Origin of the sequence: Streptomyces sp. NPDC006294 (genome assembly GCF_042870895.1) — a bacterium.
In the GTDB taxonomy this organism is placed as follows: Bacteria; Actinomycetota; Actinomycetes; order Streptomycetales; family Streptomycetaceae; genus Streptomyces.
Map to the genome: position 1 here is coordinate 26,588 of NZ_JBIAHV010000020.1, position 15,733 is coordinate 42,320.

The 15,733-nt window shown below is 73.1% G+C and carries 14 protein-coding genes and 1 pseudogene; 10 read left to right on the plus strand and 5 right to left on the minus strand.

All coding sequences use genetic code 11. From position 1 onward, the window contains the following. The first annotated feature begins 55 nt into the window (after positions 1–55). Complete coding sequence (locus ACFYOP_RS28980) at positions 56–1,780, plus strand: SPFH domain-containing protein (RefSeq protein WP_356896730.1); 1,725 nt, start codon at positions 56–58, stop codon at positions 1,778–1,780. Continuing rightward, the gene (locus tag ACFYOP_RS28985) at positions 1,777–3,114 is read left to right on the plus strand and encodes an SPFH domain-containing protein (RefSeq protein ID WP_356896728.1); all 1,338 of its coding nucleotides are present in this window, start codon (positions 1,777–1,779) and stop codon (positions 3,112–3,114) included. Before ACFYOP_RS28980 ends, ACFYOP_RS28985 begins: the two co-directional genes overlap by 4 nt. A gap of 403 nt (positions 3,115–3,517) precedes the next feature. Here ACFYOP_RS28985 and ACFYOP_RS28990 read toward each other — a convergent pair. From ACFYOP_RS28990 to ACFYOP_RS29000, 3 genes and pseudogenes are all read right to left on the minus strand, one after another. Next, positions 3,518–3,697 (minus strand): annotated as a pseudogene (locus ACFYOP_RS28990) (AraC family transcriptional regulator); the annotation flags it as partial. A 115-nt stretch (positions 3,698–3,812) separates the two neighbouring features. Then, positions 3,813–4,223 carry a VOC family protein gene (locus ACFYOP_RS28995; RefSeq protein WP_356896726.1) on the minus strand — a complete coding sequence of 137 codons (411 nt, stop codon included), beginning with the start codon at positions 4,221–4,223 and terminating at the stop codon, positions 3,813–3,815. Positions 4,224–4,233: 10 nt separating this feature from the next. Beyond that, positions 4,234–5,223 (minus strand): LysR family transcriptional regulator, encoded by a 990-nt coding sequence (locus ACFYOP_RS29000; protein WP_356896792.1) that lies wholly within the window; start codon positions 5,221–5,223, stop codon positions 4,234–4,236. A gap of 79 nt (positions 5,224–5,302) precedes the next feature. Between ACFYOP_RS29000 and ACFYOP_RS29005 the strand changes: the two genes are divergently transcribed. Beyond that, positions 5,303–6,232 carry an EamA family transporter gene (locus ACFYOP_RS29005; protein ID WP_356896724.1) on the plus strand — a complete coding sequence of 310 codons (930 nt, stop codon included), beginning with the start codon at positions 5,303–5,305 and terminating at the stop codon, positions 6,230–6,232. Between the two features lie 172 nt (positions 6,233–6,404). Further along, positions 6,405–7,541 carry an MFS transporter gene (locus ACFYOP_RS29010; protein WP_356896722.1) on the plus strand — a complete coding sequence of 379 codons (1,137 nt, stop codon included), beginning with the start codon at positions 6,405–6,407 and terminating at the stop codon, positions 7,539–7,541. Positions 7,542–7,620: 79 nt separating this feature from the next. On the opposite strand, the gene ACFYOP_RS29015 is transcribed toward ACFYOP_RS29010, so the two are convergent. Continuing rightward, a complete protein-coding gene (locus ACFYOP_RS29015; protein WP_356896720.1) occupies positions 7,621–8,724 on the minus strand; it encodes an NAD(P)-binding domain-containing protein in 1,104 nt (367 codons plus the stop codon). 61 nt (positions 8,725–8,785) lie between these two features. On the opposite strand from ACFYOP_RS29015, the gene ACFYOP_RS29020 reads away from it, so the two are divergent. Continuing rightward, positions 8,786–9,175, plus strand: a complete 390-nt coding sequence (locus tag ACFYOP_RS29020) for a metalloregulator ArsR/SmtB family transcription factor (protein ID WP_356896718.1) — start codon at positions 8,786–8,788, stop codon at positions 9,173–9,175. Positions 9,176–9,191: 16 nt separating this feature from the next. Here the strand turns inward: ACFYOP_RS29020 and ACFYOP_RS29025 are convergent, their stop codons facing one another. Continuing rightward, positions 9,192–9,557 (minus strand): metalloregulator ArsR/SmtB family transcription factor, encoded by a 366-nt coding sequence (locus tag ACFYOP_RS29025; RefSeq protein ID WP_356896716.1) that lies wholly within the window; start codon positions 9,555–9,557, stop codon positions 9,192–9,194. 74 nt (positions 9,558–9,631) lie between these two features. Here ACFYOP_RS29025 and ACFYOP_RS29030 point away from each other — a divergent pair, with 74 nt between their 5' ends. From ACFYOP_RS29030 to ACFYOP_RS29050, 5 genes are all read left to right on the plus strand, one after another. After that, a complete protein-coding gene (locus ACFYOP_RS29030; protein WP_356896714.1) occupies positions 9,632–9,802 on the plus strand; it encodes a hypothetical protein in 171 nt (56 codons plus the stop codon). A 29-nt stretch (positions 9,803–9,831) separates the two neighbouring features. Next, positions 9,832–11,187 (plus strand): NAD(P)-binding domain-containing protein, encoded by a 1,356-nt coding sequence (locus tag ACFYOP_RS29035; protein ID WP_356896712.1) that lies wholly within the window; start codon positions 9,832–9,834, stop codon positions 11,185–11,187. Between the two features lie 4 nt (positions 11,188–11,191). Continuing rightward, positions 11,192–12,415 carry an MFS transporter gene (locus ACFYOP_RS29040; RefSeq protein ID WP_356896710.1) on the plus strand — a complete coding sequence of 408 codons (1,224 nt, stop codon included), beginning with the start codon at positions 11,192–11,194 and terminating at the stop codon, positions 12,413–12,415. A gap of 79 nt (positions 12,416–12,494) precedes the next feature. After that, positions 12,495–13,766 carry a VWA-like domain-containing protein gene (locus ACFYOP_RS29045; protein ID WP_356896708.1) on the plus strand — a complete coding sequence of 424 codons (1,272 nt, stop codon included), beginning with the start codon at positions 12,495–12,497 and terminating at the stop codon, positions 13,764–13,766. Positions 13,767–14,030: 264 nt separating this feature from the next. Beyond that, positions 14,031–15,635: a cellulase family glycosylhydrolase gene (locus ACFYOP_RS29050; protein WP_356896706.1), complete on the plus strand. Its 1,605-nt coding sequence runs from the start codon at positions 14,031–14,033 to the stop codon at positions 15,633–15,635. Positions 15,636–15,733 lie beyond the last annotated feature (98 nt).

Consider the following 15,733-nt stretch of genomic DNA (forward strand, 5'->3'; position numbering starts at 1 on the left):
CGGCCGGGGCCATGGTGTGGGATGGCCCGCAGATAGCAAGAGCGAAGGGGGAAACGTGGCACGGACTCAGAACCTGCGGGAAGCCGCGCGGGCGTACGCGGGAGGTGCGAGCCCGCAACAGATCGCCGAGGAGGCGCTGCGTCGCCGCGGCGGCGGCGCGGGCGGCGGCGACGACGACGGAGGCCGGCGGCAGTCCGGCGCGGCCGGGGCACCGGCCGGTCAGGGGACTCAGGACGAGGGCATGGACCCCGGAGACTTCCCCGCCGCCCGGGAACAGGGCGGCAGCATCGCCACCGTCATGGCGCAGAAGACCGTCCCGCTGGACGAGGCCGGCGAGGCCCTCAACCGCAGCGAGCAGCGCAAGGAGGGCAGCGAGCAGGTGCACGCCATCTGCCCGATGGTGATGCCGCGCGGCCGCTCCTTCCTGAGCATGCTGCCCGTCGTCCTGCTGCTCGTGCTCGGCGCCGTCGCCTCCGTCATCGTCGCGGCGGCCGGCGGCGGCCTGCTCACGCACCCCCTCTTCGGCATCCACTACTGGGTGCTCTCCGTCCTGGCCGTCGCCTTCGTCTGGGCGCGCCAGGGCATGGTGATGGTCCCGGACGGCTGCCAGGCGCTGATCACCCGCTTCGGAAAGCTGGAGAAGGTGGTGGGCCCCGGCCGGGTGATCCTGCTGAGCCCGTGGAAGCGGGTGTCGTACATCGTCAACACCACCCGCGAGTACCCGTTCAACGCACCGGTCCGCGAGGCGCCCACCAAGGGCGGGGTGAAGGCGTCGATCGACCTGTTCATCCAGTTCCGGATCAGCGACCCCACCGAGTTCGTCTACACGCTCGGCGCCGTGCGCGGCTTCGAGGAGAAGCTGAGCAACGCGGTGAGCGAGACCATCCGCAGTCTCATCTACGAGCAGGAAGCCGCCGCCATCTACGACATGGTCGGCGAGGACACCGGACGCCTGGTCGAGCAGCTGAACCAGCAGTTCCGGCCGGCCGTGGAGCTGACGAACGCCAACATCACGCACGCCGAGCCGTCCGACCGCGCCTACCGCATGGACCTGGCGTCGCCCGAGATGGTGCGCGTGGCGAAGGAGGCGTACACCCACGAGTACGCCCTCCAGCTCCGCAAGGAGCAGGACGAGGGCGACCTGACCAAGGAGCTGGCCACCCGTCAGGAGACGCTCTCGGCGATCCAGGCGGACATCGCGCAGTACCAGGCGCAGATGGACACCGCGGTCGAGCGCGAGACCAACCGGGCCGAGGCGCTGGCCCGCCAGCGGTACGTACAGGCCGAGTCGGAGGCGAAGGCCAACGCGGCGCTTCTGGAGGCGCAGGCCCTCGACATCCGCGCGGTGACGGCCGCCGAGGCGCCGGAGATCCTGGAGTACCGCTACCAGCAGCAGGTGCTGGACACCCTGGAGCAGGTCGCGGACCACCTTCCGCGGCTCGTGCGGATCGGTGGTCCGGGGGAGCGCGGGGAGGCCGCCGGCGTCGACTTCCTGCAGCTCGCCAAGGAGCTGATCGGCGAGCACGGGACGGAGCTGTTCACGGACGCGGACATGGCCACCATGCGCGCCCGGCTGACCGACGTCGCCGCTCGTATCGCCGCTCGTGAGACCGAGATCAGCGCTCTGCTGGAGGCCGACCGGCCGGTGGTTCCGCCCGTCCGCGGCGAGGAATCCGGCACCCCGGAGCAGCCCGGCGGCCCCGAATCCGGCACAGAGTCCGGCTCCGGCTCCGAGTCCCCGTCGTCGTCCCCGTCCGAGCCTGAGGAGGGCGCCCTGTGAGCACCGCACGTATGAACCGCAGGTCGGTCATCTCCGAGGCGGTCGCCCCCTGGAGCGAGATCGCCCAGCTGCTGCGCGGCGGCGAGGCCGGCACCCTGATCCCGGTCATCATTCCGCGTCACCGCCGCCGGCTCTGGTGGATGCTGCCGCTCTGGCTCGGTGTCTTCTCCCTGCTGTCCGGCGTGATGCTGACCCTGCGGGCAGCGGAGGCGGAGTCGGAGGGCAGCGACGTCGCCGACTTCGCCTACGGCGCGCTCGCCACCCTCGGTTACGCCGGTGGCTGCGTGCTCCTCCTCGCGGGCGCCCTGTGGTGGTGGCGTTCCTCGATCGTGGAGATCGAGCAGGGCACCAACGGGGTGCTGACCCGCTACGGCGCCGTCACCAACACCTTGGAGGCCGGCCGCCACTACCTGTGGCACCCGTGGTCACGCGTGGACTTCGTGGTGGACACCGCCACCGAAATCCCGTACTCGGCCCCGGTCATGGCCTGCCCGACCCGGGAGAACGTGCCGCTGCGGTCGATCGAGTTCTTCCTGAAGTTCCGCATCACCGACGCGGTGCTGTTCGTACGGACCATCGGCGCGGGCAACTTCGACCTGGTGCTCTCCAGCGCCGTCCAGGACGCGATCCGGCAGCGGGCGCGCCAGATGCGCACCGAGCGTGCCTACGACCTGCGCGGTTCGGACGTCGCCGACATGCAGGAGCTGCTCAACCGCCAGCTGTCCCGCTACGGCGTCCGCATCACCGGCTGCAACATCCCGGACGTGCAGCTGCCGACCCAGTACCAGCAGCATCTCGCCACCCGCGAGCGGGTGGCGAAGGAACGCCACGCGTACGAGCAGGAGTGGGGCCTGACCCGTAAGCGCCGTATCGACAGCCTCGGCATGGACATCGAGCGCGCCAAGAAGGTCCGCGACGCCCGCATCGTCGAGGTGAAGGCCGCGCTGAACCGGGCACGCGAGGCGGTGGCACAGCTGCTGGAGGAGCAGGAGACCAACGCGCAGCGCGTGCGCTTCGAGATCGAGACGCGCGGGCGCAGCGGGCTCATCGCCGCCGAGAACGAGGCCCGTGCGCAGCGCGCCCTCGCCCAGGCCTACCGGGACAACGCCGCGGTGCTCCAGTACGAACTGGCCCGTCGTCGGTTGGAGGTCGGCGCGGAGCTGGCCACGCACGCCCCGCAGCCGGTGGTGATCCGTACGGACGGACCGGGCAGCGGTGACACCTCCGCCCTGTCCACCCTTCTCACGGCGCAGCTGCTGCCGCGACTGTCGCAGGCCCTGCCGGCCGGGGACGGCGTTCCCGCCGTGCGGTACGCGACGGACGACGAGGGATAGAGCGGCGAAGGACGCAGCGGCGGAAAGCCGTTCACGGCCCCTGCCGGTCGACGCACCGTTCGTCGACCGGCAGGGGCCGGCCACATCACACCGGGGCCCGTCAGCTCACCCGCTCCGGCTCCACGCGGCGGCGCACAGCGACCGCTCCACCTCGTCGGTGTAGACGGCGGCCGCCGGCCACGCGCGTGCGAAGCGGTCCGTGTCCGCCGGAAGCAGGCGGCCGAAGGCGTCGCGCGAGCGGTCCGCGGCGGCCGCCTGCAGGTCGTCGAGCAGGTCGCCCGCTGTACTGAGACCGGCCCGGCGGAGGCGGCCGCGAACTCACTGCCCCGCTCGAGCGGCGTCACCCGGCCCAGTTCCACCGCCGCGACCGTGGCACCGCCGACGGCGGGACCCGACCCCGCCTCGCCAGCCGGAACGCACGGCTGAGGTGCCCGGCGGACATGTTCGCGCCGCGGGCGAGCGCTTCGACGTTCAGCGGCCGCGCGTACTCCCGGTCGATCCGGTCGCGCACACGGCGCAGGCGCGCGAGGTCGCTCAGACGCTGCGCCGCGGTTCGTGCGCGACCCCACGAGGGGTGACACATGAGAGAACTCCTCTTCATCGACGTCCGTTCGCGCTGCCGAGCGCGCGCAGGCGTGCGCCGTGCTTCTCCCGGTCGGCCGCGCCGGCCGTCACCGGTGAAGCGGTGAGCCGACGGCTCAGCGAAGCTCCTGGATGCGGATCAGGTTGCCCGCGGGATCGCGGAAGGCGCAGTCGCGGATGCCGTACGGCTGCTCGGTCGGCTCCTGGACGACCTCGGCGTCACCTGCCTGCACCTTCTCGAACGTGGCGTCCAGGTTCCGGGTGGCCAGCAGGATCCAGCCGTACGTGCCCTTGGCCATCATCTCGGCGATGGTGCGGCGCTCGTCCTCGGTGATCCCCGGGTCGGCGGCCGGCGGCGCCAGGAGGATGGACGTGCCGGGCCGGCCGGCGGGGCCGACCGTGATCCAGCGCATCCTGCCCTGCCCGACGTCGCTGCGGACCTCGAAGCCGAGGGTGTCGCGGTAGAAGGCCAGGGACGCGTCCGGGTCCTCGTGCGGGAGGAAGCTCGTGTGAATGGTGATGTCCATGACGATCATGCTAGGTGCGGCTCTGTGACCCGTGCTTCTCGATTCCTGACCGATTCGCTTGCCTGTTCTGTCCGTACGCTGCCGCGGCACCGGCCTTCTGGGGGACAGGCTCGGTATCCGTGCCGCTCGCGTCCGGGATGTCCAGCAGGGCGAGGAAGGCGGTCGCCGCGGGCGTGCGGTCCGCGCGGCTCCAGACGACGTATTCGACGCGGGCGGGCGCGTCGGTGACCTCGACGGTGGTGACGCCGCTGAGTTGAGGCACATAGGCGGACGGCAGCATGGCGATGCCGAGGCCCTTGCCGACCAGTCGGGCCAGGAAGTCCGCGTTGGTCACCTCGAACGCCACGTCGCGGCTGAGGCCGGCGGCTGCGAAGGCCTGGTCGGACTGCACACGTCCGGCGGTCTGGGCCGGCAGGTCCACGAACACCTCGGAGGAGAGCCTGCGGAGGTCGACCGCCGTCTCGCCGGCGAGCGGGTGGTCCGGTGCGACCACGGCGACGAGCCGGTCACGGGCGAGTTCATGGGCGTGGACGCCCTGGGGCCGCGCCGAGGTGGGCAGCCCGAGGAAGGCCACCTCGATGGCTCCCTGTCTGACCTGCTCGGCGAGTTCCTCGCTGGCGCCGACGCGCAGGCTGATGCGCACCTGCGGGTACTGCTGGCGGAAGTCGCGCAGGGCGCTGGGGATGTCGACCGCGGCGACGCTCGGGATCAGGCCCACGGCGAGCCGTCCGCGTACCTCGCCGACAGCCGCGGCGACCTCGGCGGCCGCGCGTTCGGCGGCGTCCAGACACTGACGGGCGGCGGGCAGGAACGCCGCACCGGCCGCGGTCAGCCGCACCCGGCGGCTGGTGCGTTCGAAGAGCCGCGCGCCCAGTTCCCGTTCCAGACGCGCGATTTGGTGGCTCAGGGCGGACTGCACGACCAGGCATCGTTCCGCGGCCCGGGTGAAGCTGTTCGTCTCGGCGACGGCGACGACGTAACGCATCTGCTGGAGTTCCATCGATCCATCGTCCATCGAGATCGATCGGGTGACAAACATGTGTTGGACTCATTGATCGCCGCCGGACGAGACTGCGGGCATGACCAGTCCAGCAGCACAGCGGGCGGGGAGCGTCCCTTCCGGAGCCGGCGGCGGTGCTCCCCGCGGCGATCTGCCGCGCACCCTTCTGACGGCCCTGCCCCCGGTGGCGTGGGGCACGACCTACGTCGTCACCACCGAGCTTCTGCCGCCGGGGCACCCGCTGTTCGCGGGGCTCCTGCGCGCGCTGCCCGCCGGGCTGATCGCACTCGCGATCACCCGGACGCTGCCGCGCGGAGCGTGGTGGGGGAAGGCCGCGGCGCTCGGCGTGCTGAACATCGGACTGCTCTTCCCGCTGCTGTTCATCGCGGCCGAACGTCTGCCGGGAGGCGTGGCCGCCACCCTGTCGGCGGTCCAGCCGCTCGTCGTCGCCGTGCTGGCCGTGACGGTCCTTCGGGAGCGCCTGTCCGCCTGGCGTCTCGCGTGGGGACTGGCCGGCATGGCCGGCGTCGGCCTGGTGGTGGTCGGGCCGGACGCGGCACTCGACCTCGCCGGGGTCGTGGCGGGGCTCGGCGGCGCGGCCGCGATGGCGCTCGGCGTGACGCTCACCAAGCGGTGGGGACGTCCGGCCGGGGCCAGTCCCACCGCTTTCGCCGGCTGGCAGCTCACCGCGGGCGGGCTGTTCCTGGTGCCCGTCACGTTCCTCGCGGAGGGCGCGCCTCCCGCGGTCGGTGTGACCGCGGCCCTCGGCCATCTCTGGCTGGGGCTGGTGGGGGGCCTGATCGCCTACGTCCTGTGGTTCCGCGGCATCGGCACCCTGCCCGTCACCGCCGTCGCGGTCCTCGTCCTGCTCTCGCCCCTGGTCGCCGCCGTCCTCGGCGCCGTCGTGCTCGGTGAGACATTCGGCCCGGTCCAATGCGCCGGGTTCGCGCTCTCGCTCGCCGCGATCGTCGCGGGACAGCTCCCCGCGCCCACCCGCTCGCGCGACTGAGCGCCCGCCGGGTCCAGGAGGAGCAGACGGCGCGCCTCGAAAGGTTCTCCCTGCGGCGGCCCCGTCCCGAGGTGCCGTGACATGTCCCGCCGGATGATGGTGGGGAACCATCCTCCGGCCGGTGCGGATGGGAGCGAGGAGGGCAGACCGTGACGCTGCTGGTCAGCGGCCGATGAATGCGCCGCCCGCACCCGGGCAGCAGTTGTCCGGGGCCCGTTCCCGAGCCGTCTACGTCCTGCTGCTGGCGCTGGGAGCGCTCGACGCGGCCGGATACAGCGTCATCGCGCCCGTCCTGCCGACGCTCGCCTCGCAGACCGGCGGCGGCGCGACCGCTATGGGGATGCTGGTGGCCACCTTCCCCCTGGGGATGGTCGCCGGGTTCGCGGTGGGCGGTTTCGCGATCCAGCGCAGTACCCCGGCGAAGGTCATGCTCGGTGGGCTGCTGCTGATCTGCGCGGGCTGTCTCGGATTCGTCTTCCGCACCGGCCTGGTCGACTACGGCCTGGCCCGGCTCGTCATGGGGCTGGGCTCCGGATGCCTGTGGCTCGGCATCACCTTCGCCACCCTCGCGGCCTGGCCGGGCCGGGAATACGTGTGCATGAGCCGGATCTTCGCCGCCTACTCCGTCGGCGGTCTGCTCGGCCCGCTGCTGGGAGCGATCCACGGCGTACGCGGCCCGTTCGCCGCCTACCTGCTGCTCGCCGCGGCTGCCATGATTCCGCTGCTGGTGCTGCGACTGCCCGCCCGCGCCGGGGCGTTCACCGCCGACCGGGGTGTGCTGCGCTCCCGTGACTTCCGGGCGGCAGCCGCCGGGATCGCCTTCGCCGTGCTGGCCCTCGGCCTGGTCGAGGGGGTGCTGCCACTGCACTTCGGCACCAGGCTCGGCCAGTCCGAGATCGGGCTGCTCTACGCGGCGACCTCGGTCCTCGTCGCCACGGTCGCCGTCCTCGCCGCCCGGCTGCGGCCTCGCGCGGCGCTCCTGGGGTCCACGATGCCGCTGGTCGTCGGTTTCACGGTGGTCGGAGCGGGTTCGGCGGTGCCGGTGTGGATCGGGGCGCTGATCCTGGTGGGAGCCGGTATCGGCATGGCCAACACCGGTTCGATCGGCGTGCTGCTGGAGGCGGTGCCGGCCGGGCGGATCGTCACCGCGATGGTCCTGTGGTCACAGATCGGGATCCTGGGTTATCTGCTCGCACCGGTCCTCGGCGGCCCGCTTGCCGATGCGTACGGCTACACGGCGGTAGCGGGGCCTGTGGCGGTTGCCGCTGTGGCGGTCGTGGTCGCGCTGGGCGTCCGCGGGCGGAGATGACGACGCCGGGCGGCCGTCGGCCTGGGTGTCCGCGGGCGGAGATGACGACGCCGCGCGGCCGTCGCCCGGCGCGCCGGCGTCATTTCCTGCCCGGCTGCGGCCGCTGCGGCTGTCCGACGGCGCGTCCGCCGGCCCGGCGGCTCTGGCGGTGCAGCCCGGCCAGGACGTGCCCGGCGTCCCTGCCCGCCCCGCGCAGGGTCTTGGAGGAGAAGCTGCGCTGGAACTCCATCCCCACGAAGCCGAGCGACGGCACGGCGGTGGCGATGCCGCCGCGGTGCCGGGGCCGGCCGACGGGGTCCAGAGCGCCGGTGCCGGCCAGGTAGGGGAAGGCCGGCCGGTAGCCGGTCGCCCAGATGATCGCGTCGACGGCCTCCATAGCCCCGTCGGCCCACACGACACCGTCCGGGGTGACGCGGGCGAACATCTCGCGGCGGTCCACGCCGTGTTCGTCGAGGGCGGCGCGGTATTGGCCGTCGTCGAGGACGGAGACCGGCGCCTTCACCAGCAGGCGCCGGATCGGGGCGATGTCGAAGCGGGTGTGCTTGAACCACCAGTGCACGTCCCGGCCCAGCGGGCGCTGTGCCGTCCAGCCGATCGGGCGACGGGTGGCGAGCGTGGTGTCGGCGACGGGGCCGAGTTCGGCGGCTATCTGGATCGCCGAGTTGCCGCCGCCCACGACGAGGACCCGCCGGCCGGTGAACCGCTCCGGCTTCCGGTAGTCGGCGGCGTGCAGCTGCTGCCCCGCGAACTCGCCCCGTCCGGGCACGTCCGGTGCGTACGGGCTCGTGTAGTCGCCAGTGGCTGCCACGATCGCGCGTGCGCTGAACCGCCGGCCGTCGTCCGCGCTCACCACCCAGGCACCGTCCTGGCGGGACACGGAGGAGACATGGGTGGACGTACGGATGCCGGCAGGCAGACGGTGGGCGTAGTCGCGCAGATAGCCGACCACTTCGTCACGCGTGGGGTAGCGGTCCGGGGCGCCGGGGAAGCGCACCCCCGGCAGGGACGAGTACCGGGCGGGGGAGAAGAGGGTGAGGCTGTCGTAGTAGCGCGGCCAGGCACCGCCGGCCCGGTCGGCGGCCTCCAGCAGCAGGGTGCCGGTGAAACCGTGGCGGGGCGCGAGCGCGGCCGTTGCCAGACCGGACTGGCCCGCGCCGATGACGATGAGGTCGGAGTGCTCCATGAGATCCTGAACCCTTCATACGAATCGTTGTTTCGGGAAGTGACGAAGTGTGGAGCCTGAAGTGATCGCGGCAAGCGAGGGGGCCGGCAGCGGCGGGACCGGCAGTGGCGAGGCCCGCAGTGGCGAGGCCCGCAGCGACGAGGCCGGGCCGGCGGTCGACCGGGCGACGGCCGACTTCCTCAAGGCGCTGGCGAGCGAGACCCGCCAGAGCGTCATGCGCCAGTTCACGGGCGGACGTGAGCTCACCGTCGGCGAGATCGCCGAGCGGTGCGGCCTCAAGCCCTCGACCGCGTCCGAGCACCTGAGCCTGCTGCGCCGCGGCGGCCTGGTGCTGTCCCGCAAGGAGGGCAAGCAGGTCTTCTACCGCGCCGACGGCGCCACCATGGCGGACCGTCTGGACGCGCTCAGGGATCACCTGCTGCGCTGCTGCCCGCCCGACTGCGGCGGCTGACCGAGGCCGCGGGCGGTCAGGCGGGCAGGTCGAGCATGGCGGACATCGCCGCCACCACGGACGGGGCGACCCGGTAGTACACCCAGGTGCCGCGCCGTTCGGAGGTCAGCAGGCCGGCCTCGCGCAGCTTCTTCAGGTGGTGGGAGACGGTCGGCTGCGAGACCCCGACGTCGCCGATGTCGCACACGCACGCCTCACCGCCCGGGTGCGAAGCCACCCTCGAGAACAGGCGCAGGCGCACCGGATCGGACAGCGCCTTGAACATCGCGGCCATCCGCTCCGCGTCCGTCTGTGACAGCTCCCCGGCCGTGATCGGAGGGCAGCACGGCACCACGGCCGCGGCCTGCGGATCGGGCGACTCCACCATCTTCAGATTCGACATGTGTCTATGTTGACAGCCGTCGAAGCAAGTGGCAAGCTCCAGCGTATCGACAGACATCGAATCAGGGAGTTGCCGTGACCATCGCGATCCGTACCGCTCTCACCGCCGCCAAGGCCCGCCGCACCGCCCGCCACCTGGCCGGCGTCAGCTTCTGCGACAGCTGCGCCCAGGTCAGCGACAGCGCCGTCCGTGCGGCGGCCCTCCGGCAGGACACTCAGCTCAGCGCCCTCGTCCACGCCCGCTGACCCGCATTCGCACCGAGGAGAGAGACCACATGAGCACGCAGCAGCTTCCCGTCATCGTCATCGGAGCCGGCCCCATCGGACTCGCCGCCGCGGCCCACCTGCTGGAGCGCGACATCGAGCCCCTGGTTCTGGAAGCGGGCGAGAGCGCAGGCGCCGCCGTCCGTGAGTGGAGCCACGTCCGGCTGTTCTCCACCTGGGCCGAGCTGGTCGACCCGGCGGCCGAAAAGCTGCTCGCACCGACCGGCTGGACCGCTCCCGACGGGGCCACGTACCCCACCGGCGGGGACTGGGCCGCCCGCTACCTCCAGCCGCTGGCCGACGCCCTCGGCGACAAGGTCCGCACCGGCGCCCGAGTCACCGGCGTCTCCCGCCTCGGCCGTGACCGCGTCGTGGACGCGGACCGCGAGCAGCAGCCTCTCACGGTCCACGTCCGGTACGCCGACGGCGCCGAAGCCCGCCTCATGGCCCGCGCCGTCGTCGACGCCTCCGGCACCTGGGCCACCCCCGCCCCGATCGGCAGCGACGGTCTGCCCGCCCTCGGCGAGCGCGCGGCCGCCGACCGTATCTCGTACCGCGTCCCCGACCTCAAGGACCCGGCCGTACGCGCCCGTTACGCCGGCCGGCGCACCGCCGTCATCGGCTCCGGCGCCTCCGCCTTCACCGCGCTCGCCTACCTCGCGGACCTCGCCAAGGACGAGCCCGGCACCCACGCGGTTTGGATCCTGCGGCGGGGCATCAGCGGCTCCACCTTCGGCGGCGGCGACGCCGACCAGCTTCCCGCCCGCGGCGCACTCGGACTCGCGGCCAAGGCCGCCGTCGACAACGGCTACGCCGACGCCGTCACCGGCTTCCGCACGACCCACGTCGAACGGGACGGCGGCCGGCTGGTACTGGCGTCGGAGGACGGCCGCCGCCTGGACCCGGTCGACGAGGTCGTCGTCCTCACCGGATTCCGCCCCGACCTGTCCTTCCTCGACGAGCTCCGCCTCGGCCTCGACGAACGCCTCCAGGCGCCGGTCGCGCTCGCCCCGCTGATCGACCCCAACCAGCACTCCTGCGGCACCGTGTACCCGCACGGCGTGAACGAGCTCTCCCACCCCGAGAAGGACGTCTACCTGGTCGGCATGAAGTCCTACGGCCGCGCCCCCACCTTCCTCGCGATGACCGGCTACGAGCAGGTGCGCTCCATCGCCGCGTCCATCGCCGGAGACCAGGAGGCCGCCGAGCGCGTCGAACTGACCCTCCCGGAAACCGGCGTGTGCGGTGGCGCCGGACTGTTCGACGAGCCCGCCGCGGCGCAGGCCGAGACCGGCGGCGGCTGCTGCGCCGCCCCGGCCACCGTGCAGATCGGCGTCGGCGCCCCTGCCGCCTCCGGCGGCTGCTGACACCGTGACCCACACGCACACGAGCGGGACCGCGACCGGAACGGGGGACCGGTCGCGGCCCCGCGGCGTCCTGCCCGCGCTGTGCGCCACCCAGATCACCGGCTGGGGGATCCTCTACTACGCCTTCCCGGTCCTGCTGCCGCGCATCACCGCCGACACCGGCTGGTCCGCCGGCACGACGACGGGCGCCTTCTCCGTGGCCCTGCTGGTCTCGGCCGCGGCCGGGATACCGGTCGGCCGCATCCTGGACCGCCGCGGTCCGCACGCCGTCATGACGGGCGGCTCCCTCCTCGCGGTGCTCGCGATGCTCTGCGTCTCCGCGGCTCCGAACCTCCCGGTGTTCTTCGCCGCGTGGACAGCGGCGGGCGCGGCGATGGCCGCCACCTTCTACCAGCCGGCCTTCGCCGCCGTGACCCGCTGGTGGGGCGCCGACCGTGTCCGCGCCCTCACCGTCATCACCCTGGCCGGCGGCCTGGCCAGCACCGTCTTCGCACCGCTGACCGCGGCCCTCGCCGAGCACCTGAGCTGGCGCGCCGCATATGCCGTACTGGCCGCGATCCTCGCCCTCGTCACCGTCCCCGCCCACGCCCTCGCGCTCCGCGCCCCGTGGCCGGCGGCGCCCGTGGAGGCCCGCGACCGGCCTGCCGCGCCGCAGGCGGACCGCGTCACCCGCACCCGCCCGTTCCTGCTCCTGGGCGCCGCGTTCACCCTGTCCGGTTTCGCGATGCACGCGGTCGTCTTCGGCCTCGTCCCCCTGCTGACCGAACGCGGCGCGAGCCCGTCGACCGCCGCCTGGGCACTGGGACTCGGCGGCGCCGGACAGACCCTCGGAAGGGCGCTGTACGCCGCCCTCGCCCGCCGGACCGGCGCCATGACGCGCACCACGCTCCTCATCGCCGCGGGCGGCGCCACCACAGCGGCCTTCGCCCTGGTGCCCGGGCCGATCCCGCTGCTGATCGCCCTCGCCGTCCTGGCCGGACTCGTCCGCGGCAACCTCACCCTCCTCCAGGCCACCGCCGTCTCCGACCGCTGGGGCACCCGCCACTACGCCCGCCTCTCCGCCCTCCTCGCAGCCCCGGCCACCTTCGCCGCGGCCCTCGCCCCCTGGACCGCCGCCGTGCTGGCGGGCGCGCTGGGAGGCCAGACCGCGCTGTTCGGCGTCCTCGCCCTGATCTCCCTCACCGCCGCGGCCCTCGCGGCCTGCGCCCGCCATCGCGTGAAGACCTGAACCACCGGCCGGGACGCGCGGTCGAAGGGACCTTCGGAGACGTGCCGCCTGCCCGCACCGGCGTGCCCGCGTGGAGCGGGTGACGCCACCGCGACCTCGCCCGGCGCGACGTCTGTCCGCCGTCCCCGGCCTCGACAGCATCGCCGCGATCGTCCTCGGCACCGCCCGGGCGCAGCTCGTCAGGAGCGAACCGGACAAGGGCGCGCTCGCCTGGTGGGGCGGGCGGCTGCACCGCTCCCAGGGCTATCAGGGCGACTCACTGCAACGGCTCTTCCAGTTCGTCCGCGGCTTCCGCAGACTCGACGACCGCAGACGCACCGCCGAGGAACATCTCGTCGCCGCCCTCCTCGACGACATCGACGCCAACTACGGCACTCTGCGCCGGCTCAACAAGAAGCCCAGACCGCTGCTGCTCCTCGACAACGCCCACACCGATGTCGGACGCACCGTCCTCGACCTCCTCGACGCCGGACACGGCGCACGGGGCAAGGACCCGACGAGGCCCGTGGTCCTCGCCACCCTCCTGAGTCATTTCCGGCTCGGGCCTGCCACGCGGAGCATGATCTGGCTGGACTGCGGCAGTGGCGCCGACGGACTGGAACGGGACTGGGAGCTGGGACCGGACGGCGCGGACGGACTCAGTGCGCAGGAACGGGACGCGGTCCGCTTCCGGGTGGCGCAGGGCATCAACGGCCGTCCGGGCGGCGCCCCGAGGGGGTGGCGGCGCTGGGCCGAGGAGGCGTTCCAACCGCCGCAGCCGTGGCGGGAGTTGCTGGGCGCGGCGGTCCGCTCGGCGGCCTCCGGCGCCGGGGCCGGCGAGGACTACACGTACGGCCGCCCCGCGCGGCGCTCGGCCGGGGTCCCCGGCGTCGTCCTGCCCAGCCTGCGGCGCAGGCCGCCCCGGGTCGTCGTGATCATCGACACGTCGGGATCGGTCAGCGACGCCGAACTGGGCAGCGCACTCCAGGAGGTCGCCGCCATCTCCCGTGCCGTGGGCGGCCGCCGGGACCTGGTCAGTGTGCTCTCGTGCGACGCGGCGGCCGGGACCGTGCATCCGCTGTGCCGTGCCGAGGGGATTCCGCTGGTGGGCGGTGGCGGGACGAACCTGCGCGCGGGCTTCGCCAAGGCGCTGCGGGCCCGGCCCCGGCCGGACGTGATCGTGGTCCTGACCGACGGACACACGCCCTGGCCGGACAACCGGCCGCCGTGTCGGACGGTGGTCGGCCTGTTCCCCCGGCAGCAGGCCGCGTCGTGGGACGAGGACGACCCCGGCCATGTGCCCGATTCGCCGCCCGCGTGGGCGCGAGTGGTCGTCATCGGGTCCTCGGCCGCCGGGTCCGGAGGCAGGTGACCGAGGCGGCCCGCGCACAACGTCTTGACGTGCTCCTGGCGTCATGGCTTCATGGGAGCGCTCCCATACATCCGATGTCCACGTTTCTTGGCCCCCACTCCTGGAGACACAGTGAGAACAGCAAGAAGCACGACAGGAACGAGAAGCACGGCGAGAAGCACGACGGCCGGCACCGCAGCAAGCCCGGCAGTCAGCGCCGCGAGAGGTGCCACAGGGCGCGCCGCACCGAGGACCTCCGTCGTCGCACTGCTGGCCGGACTCGCCGTGGTCCTCGGGCTGTTCCTGCCCGGCCCCCTCGGTGCGAGCGCCGCGTACGCGCAGCCGTCCGATGTCCGTGCCGCCCCCGGACTCCACATCAGCGACGGCCGGCTCCTGGAAGCCAACGGCAACGACTTCGTCATGCGCGGCGTCAACCACGCCCACACCTGGTACCCGGGCGAGACGCAGTCGCTGGCCGACATCAAGGCGCTGGGCGCCAACACCGTACGGGTCGTCCTCTCCGACGGACACCGCTGGACCGAGAACAGCCCCGCCGACGTGGCCGCCGTCGTCGCGGACTGCAAGGCCAACCGGCTGATCTGCGTACTCGAGGTGCACGACACCACCGGCTACGGCGAGGAGGCGGCGGCCGGCACGCTCGACCACGCGGCCGACTACTGGATCGGCCTGCGCGACGTGCTCACCGGCGAAGAGGACTACGTCGTCATCAACATCGGCAACGAGCCCTGGGGCAACACCGATCCGGCGGGCTGGACCGAGCCCACCACCGCCGCCGTCGAGAAGCTCCGCGACGCCGGCTTCCAGCACACGATCATGGTGGACGCACCCAACTGGGGCCAGGACTGGCAAGGCGTCATGCGCGCCAACGCCCAGGCCGTGTACGACGCCGACCCCACCGGGAACCTGATCTTCTCGATCCACATGTACAGCGTCTTCGACACCGCCCCGGAGATTACCGACTACCTGACCGCGTTCGTCGACGCCGGACTGCCCCTCCTCATCGGCGAGTTCGGAGGACCCGCCGACCAGTGGGGCGACCCGGACGAGGACACCATGATGGCCGCCGCAGAGCAGCTCCGGCTGGGCTACCTCGCGTGGTCCTGGAGCGGCAACACCGACCCGGTCCTCGACCTGGCGATCGACTTCGACCCGAGCCGCCTCAGCTCCTGGGGCGAGCGCATCTTCCACGGCGCGAACGGCATCGCCCAGACCTCCCGCGAGGCCACCGTCTACGGCGGCGACACCGGCGACACCCAGGCCCCGACCGCCCCCGGCGCCCCGACCGCCTCCGCCGTGACCGCCGACTCCGTCACCCTGGCATGGCCCGCCGCCACCGACGACGTCGGCGTCACCGGATACGACGTCGTCAGCGTCAGCGGCGCCTCGGAGACCGGCGTCGCCGCGTCGTCCACGACCACCGCCACGGTGACCGGCCTCACCGCCGGCACCGCGTACACCTTCGCCGTCTACGCCCGCGACGCGGCCGGGAACCGCTCGGCCCGCTCGGCGACCGTCGGCGTCACCACCGAAGAGGGCGGCACTCCCGGCGCGGCCTGCTCCGTCGGGTACCGCGTCGTCAACGAGTGGCCGGGCGGCTTCCAGGGCGAGATGGTCATGGGCAACACCGGTGCCGAGGCCGTCAACGGCTGGACGCTGGGCTTCCGCTTCGCCGACGGTCAGCGCGTCACCAACATGTGGGGCGGGACCCCGGCCCAGGACGGCGGCACGGTGAGCGTCACGCCCGTGTCCTATACCTCGGCCATCGCCCCCGGCGGTTCGGTGACCCTCGGCTTCACCGCCACCAAGGGCGGCGACAACTCCGCGCCGACGGGCTTCACGCTCGACGGGAGGGCCTGCACCACCGCGTGACCTGAACCTTTGGGTCTCCGCGAGCCGCCTCGCGGCAGCCGAGGCTGAGCGATCCCGTCCGATTCGGGTCGCTCAGCCTCGGGGCCCGTGCGGTGCGC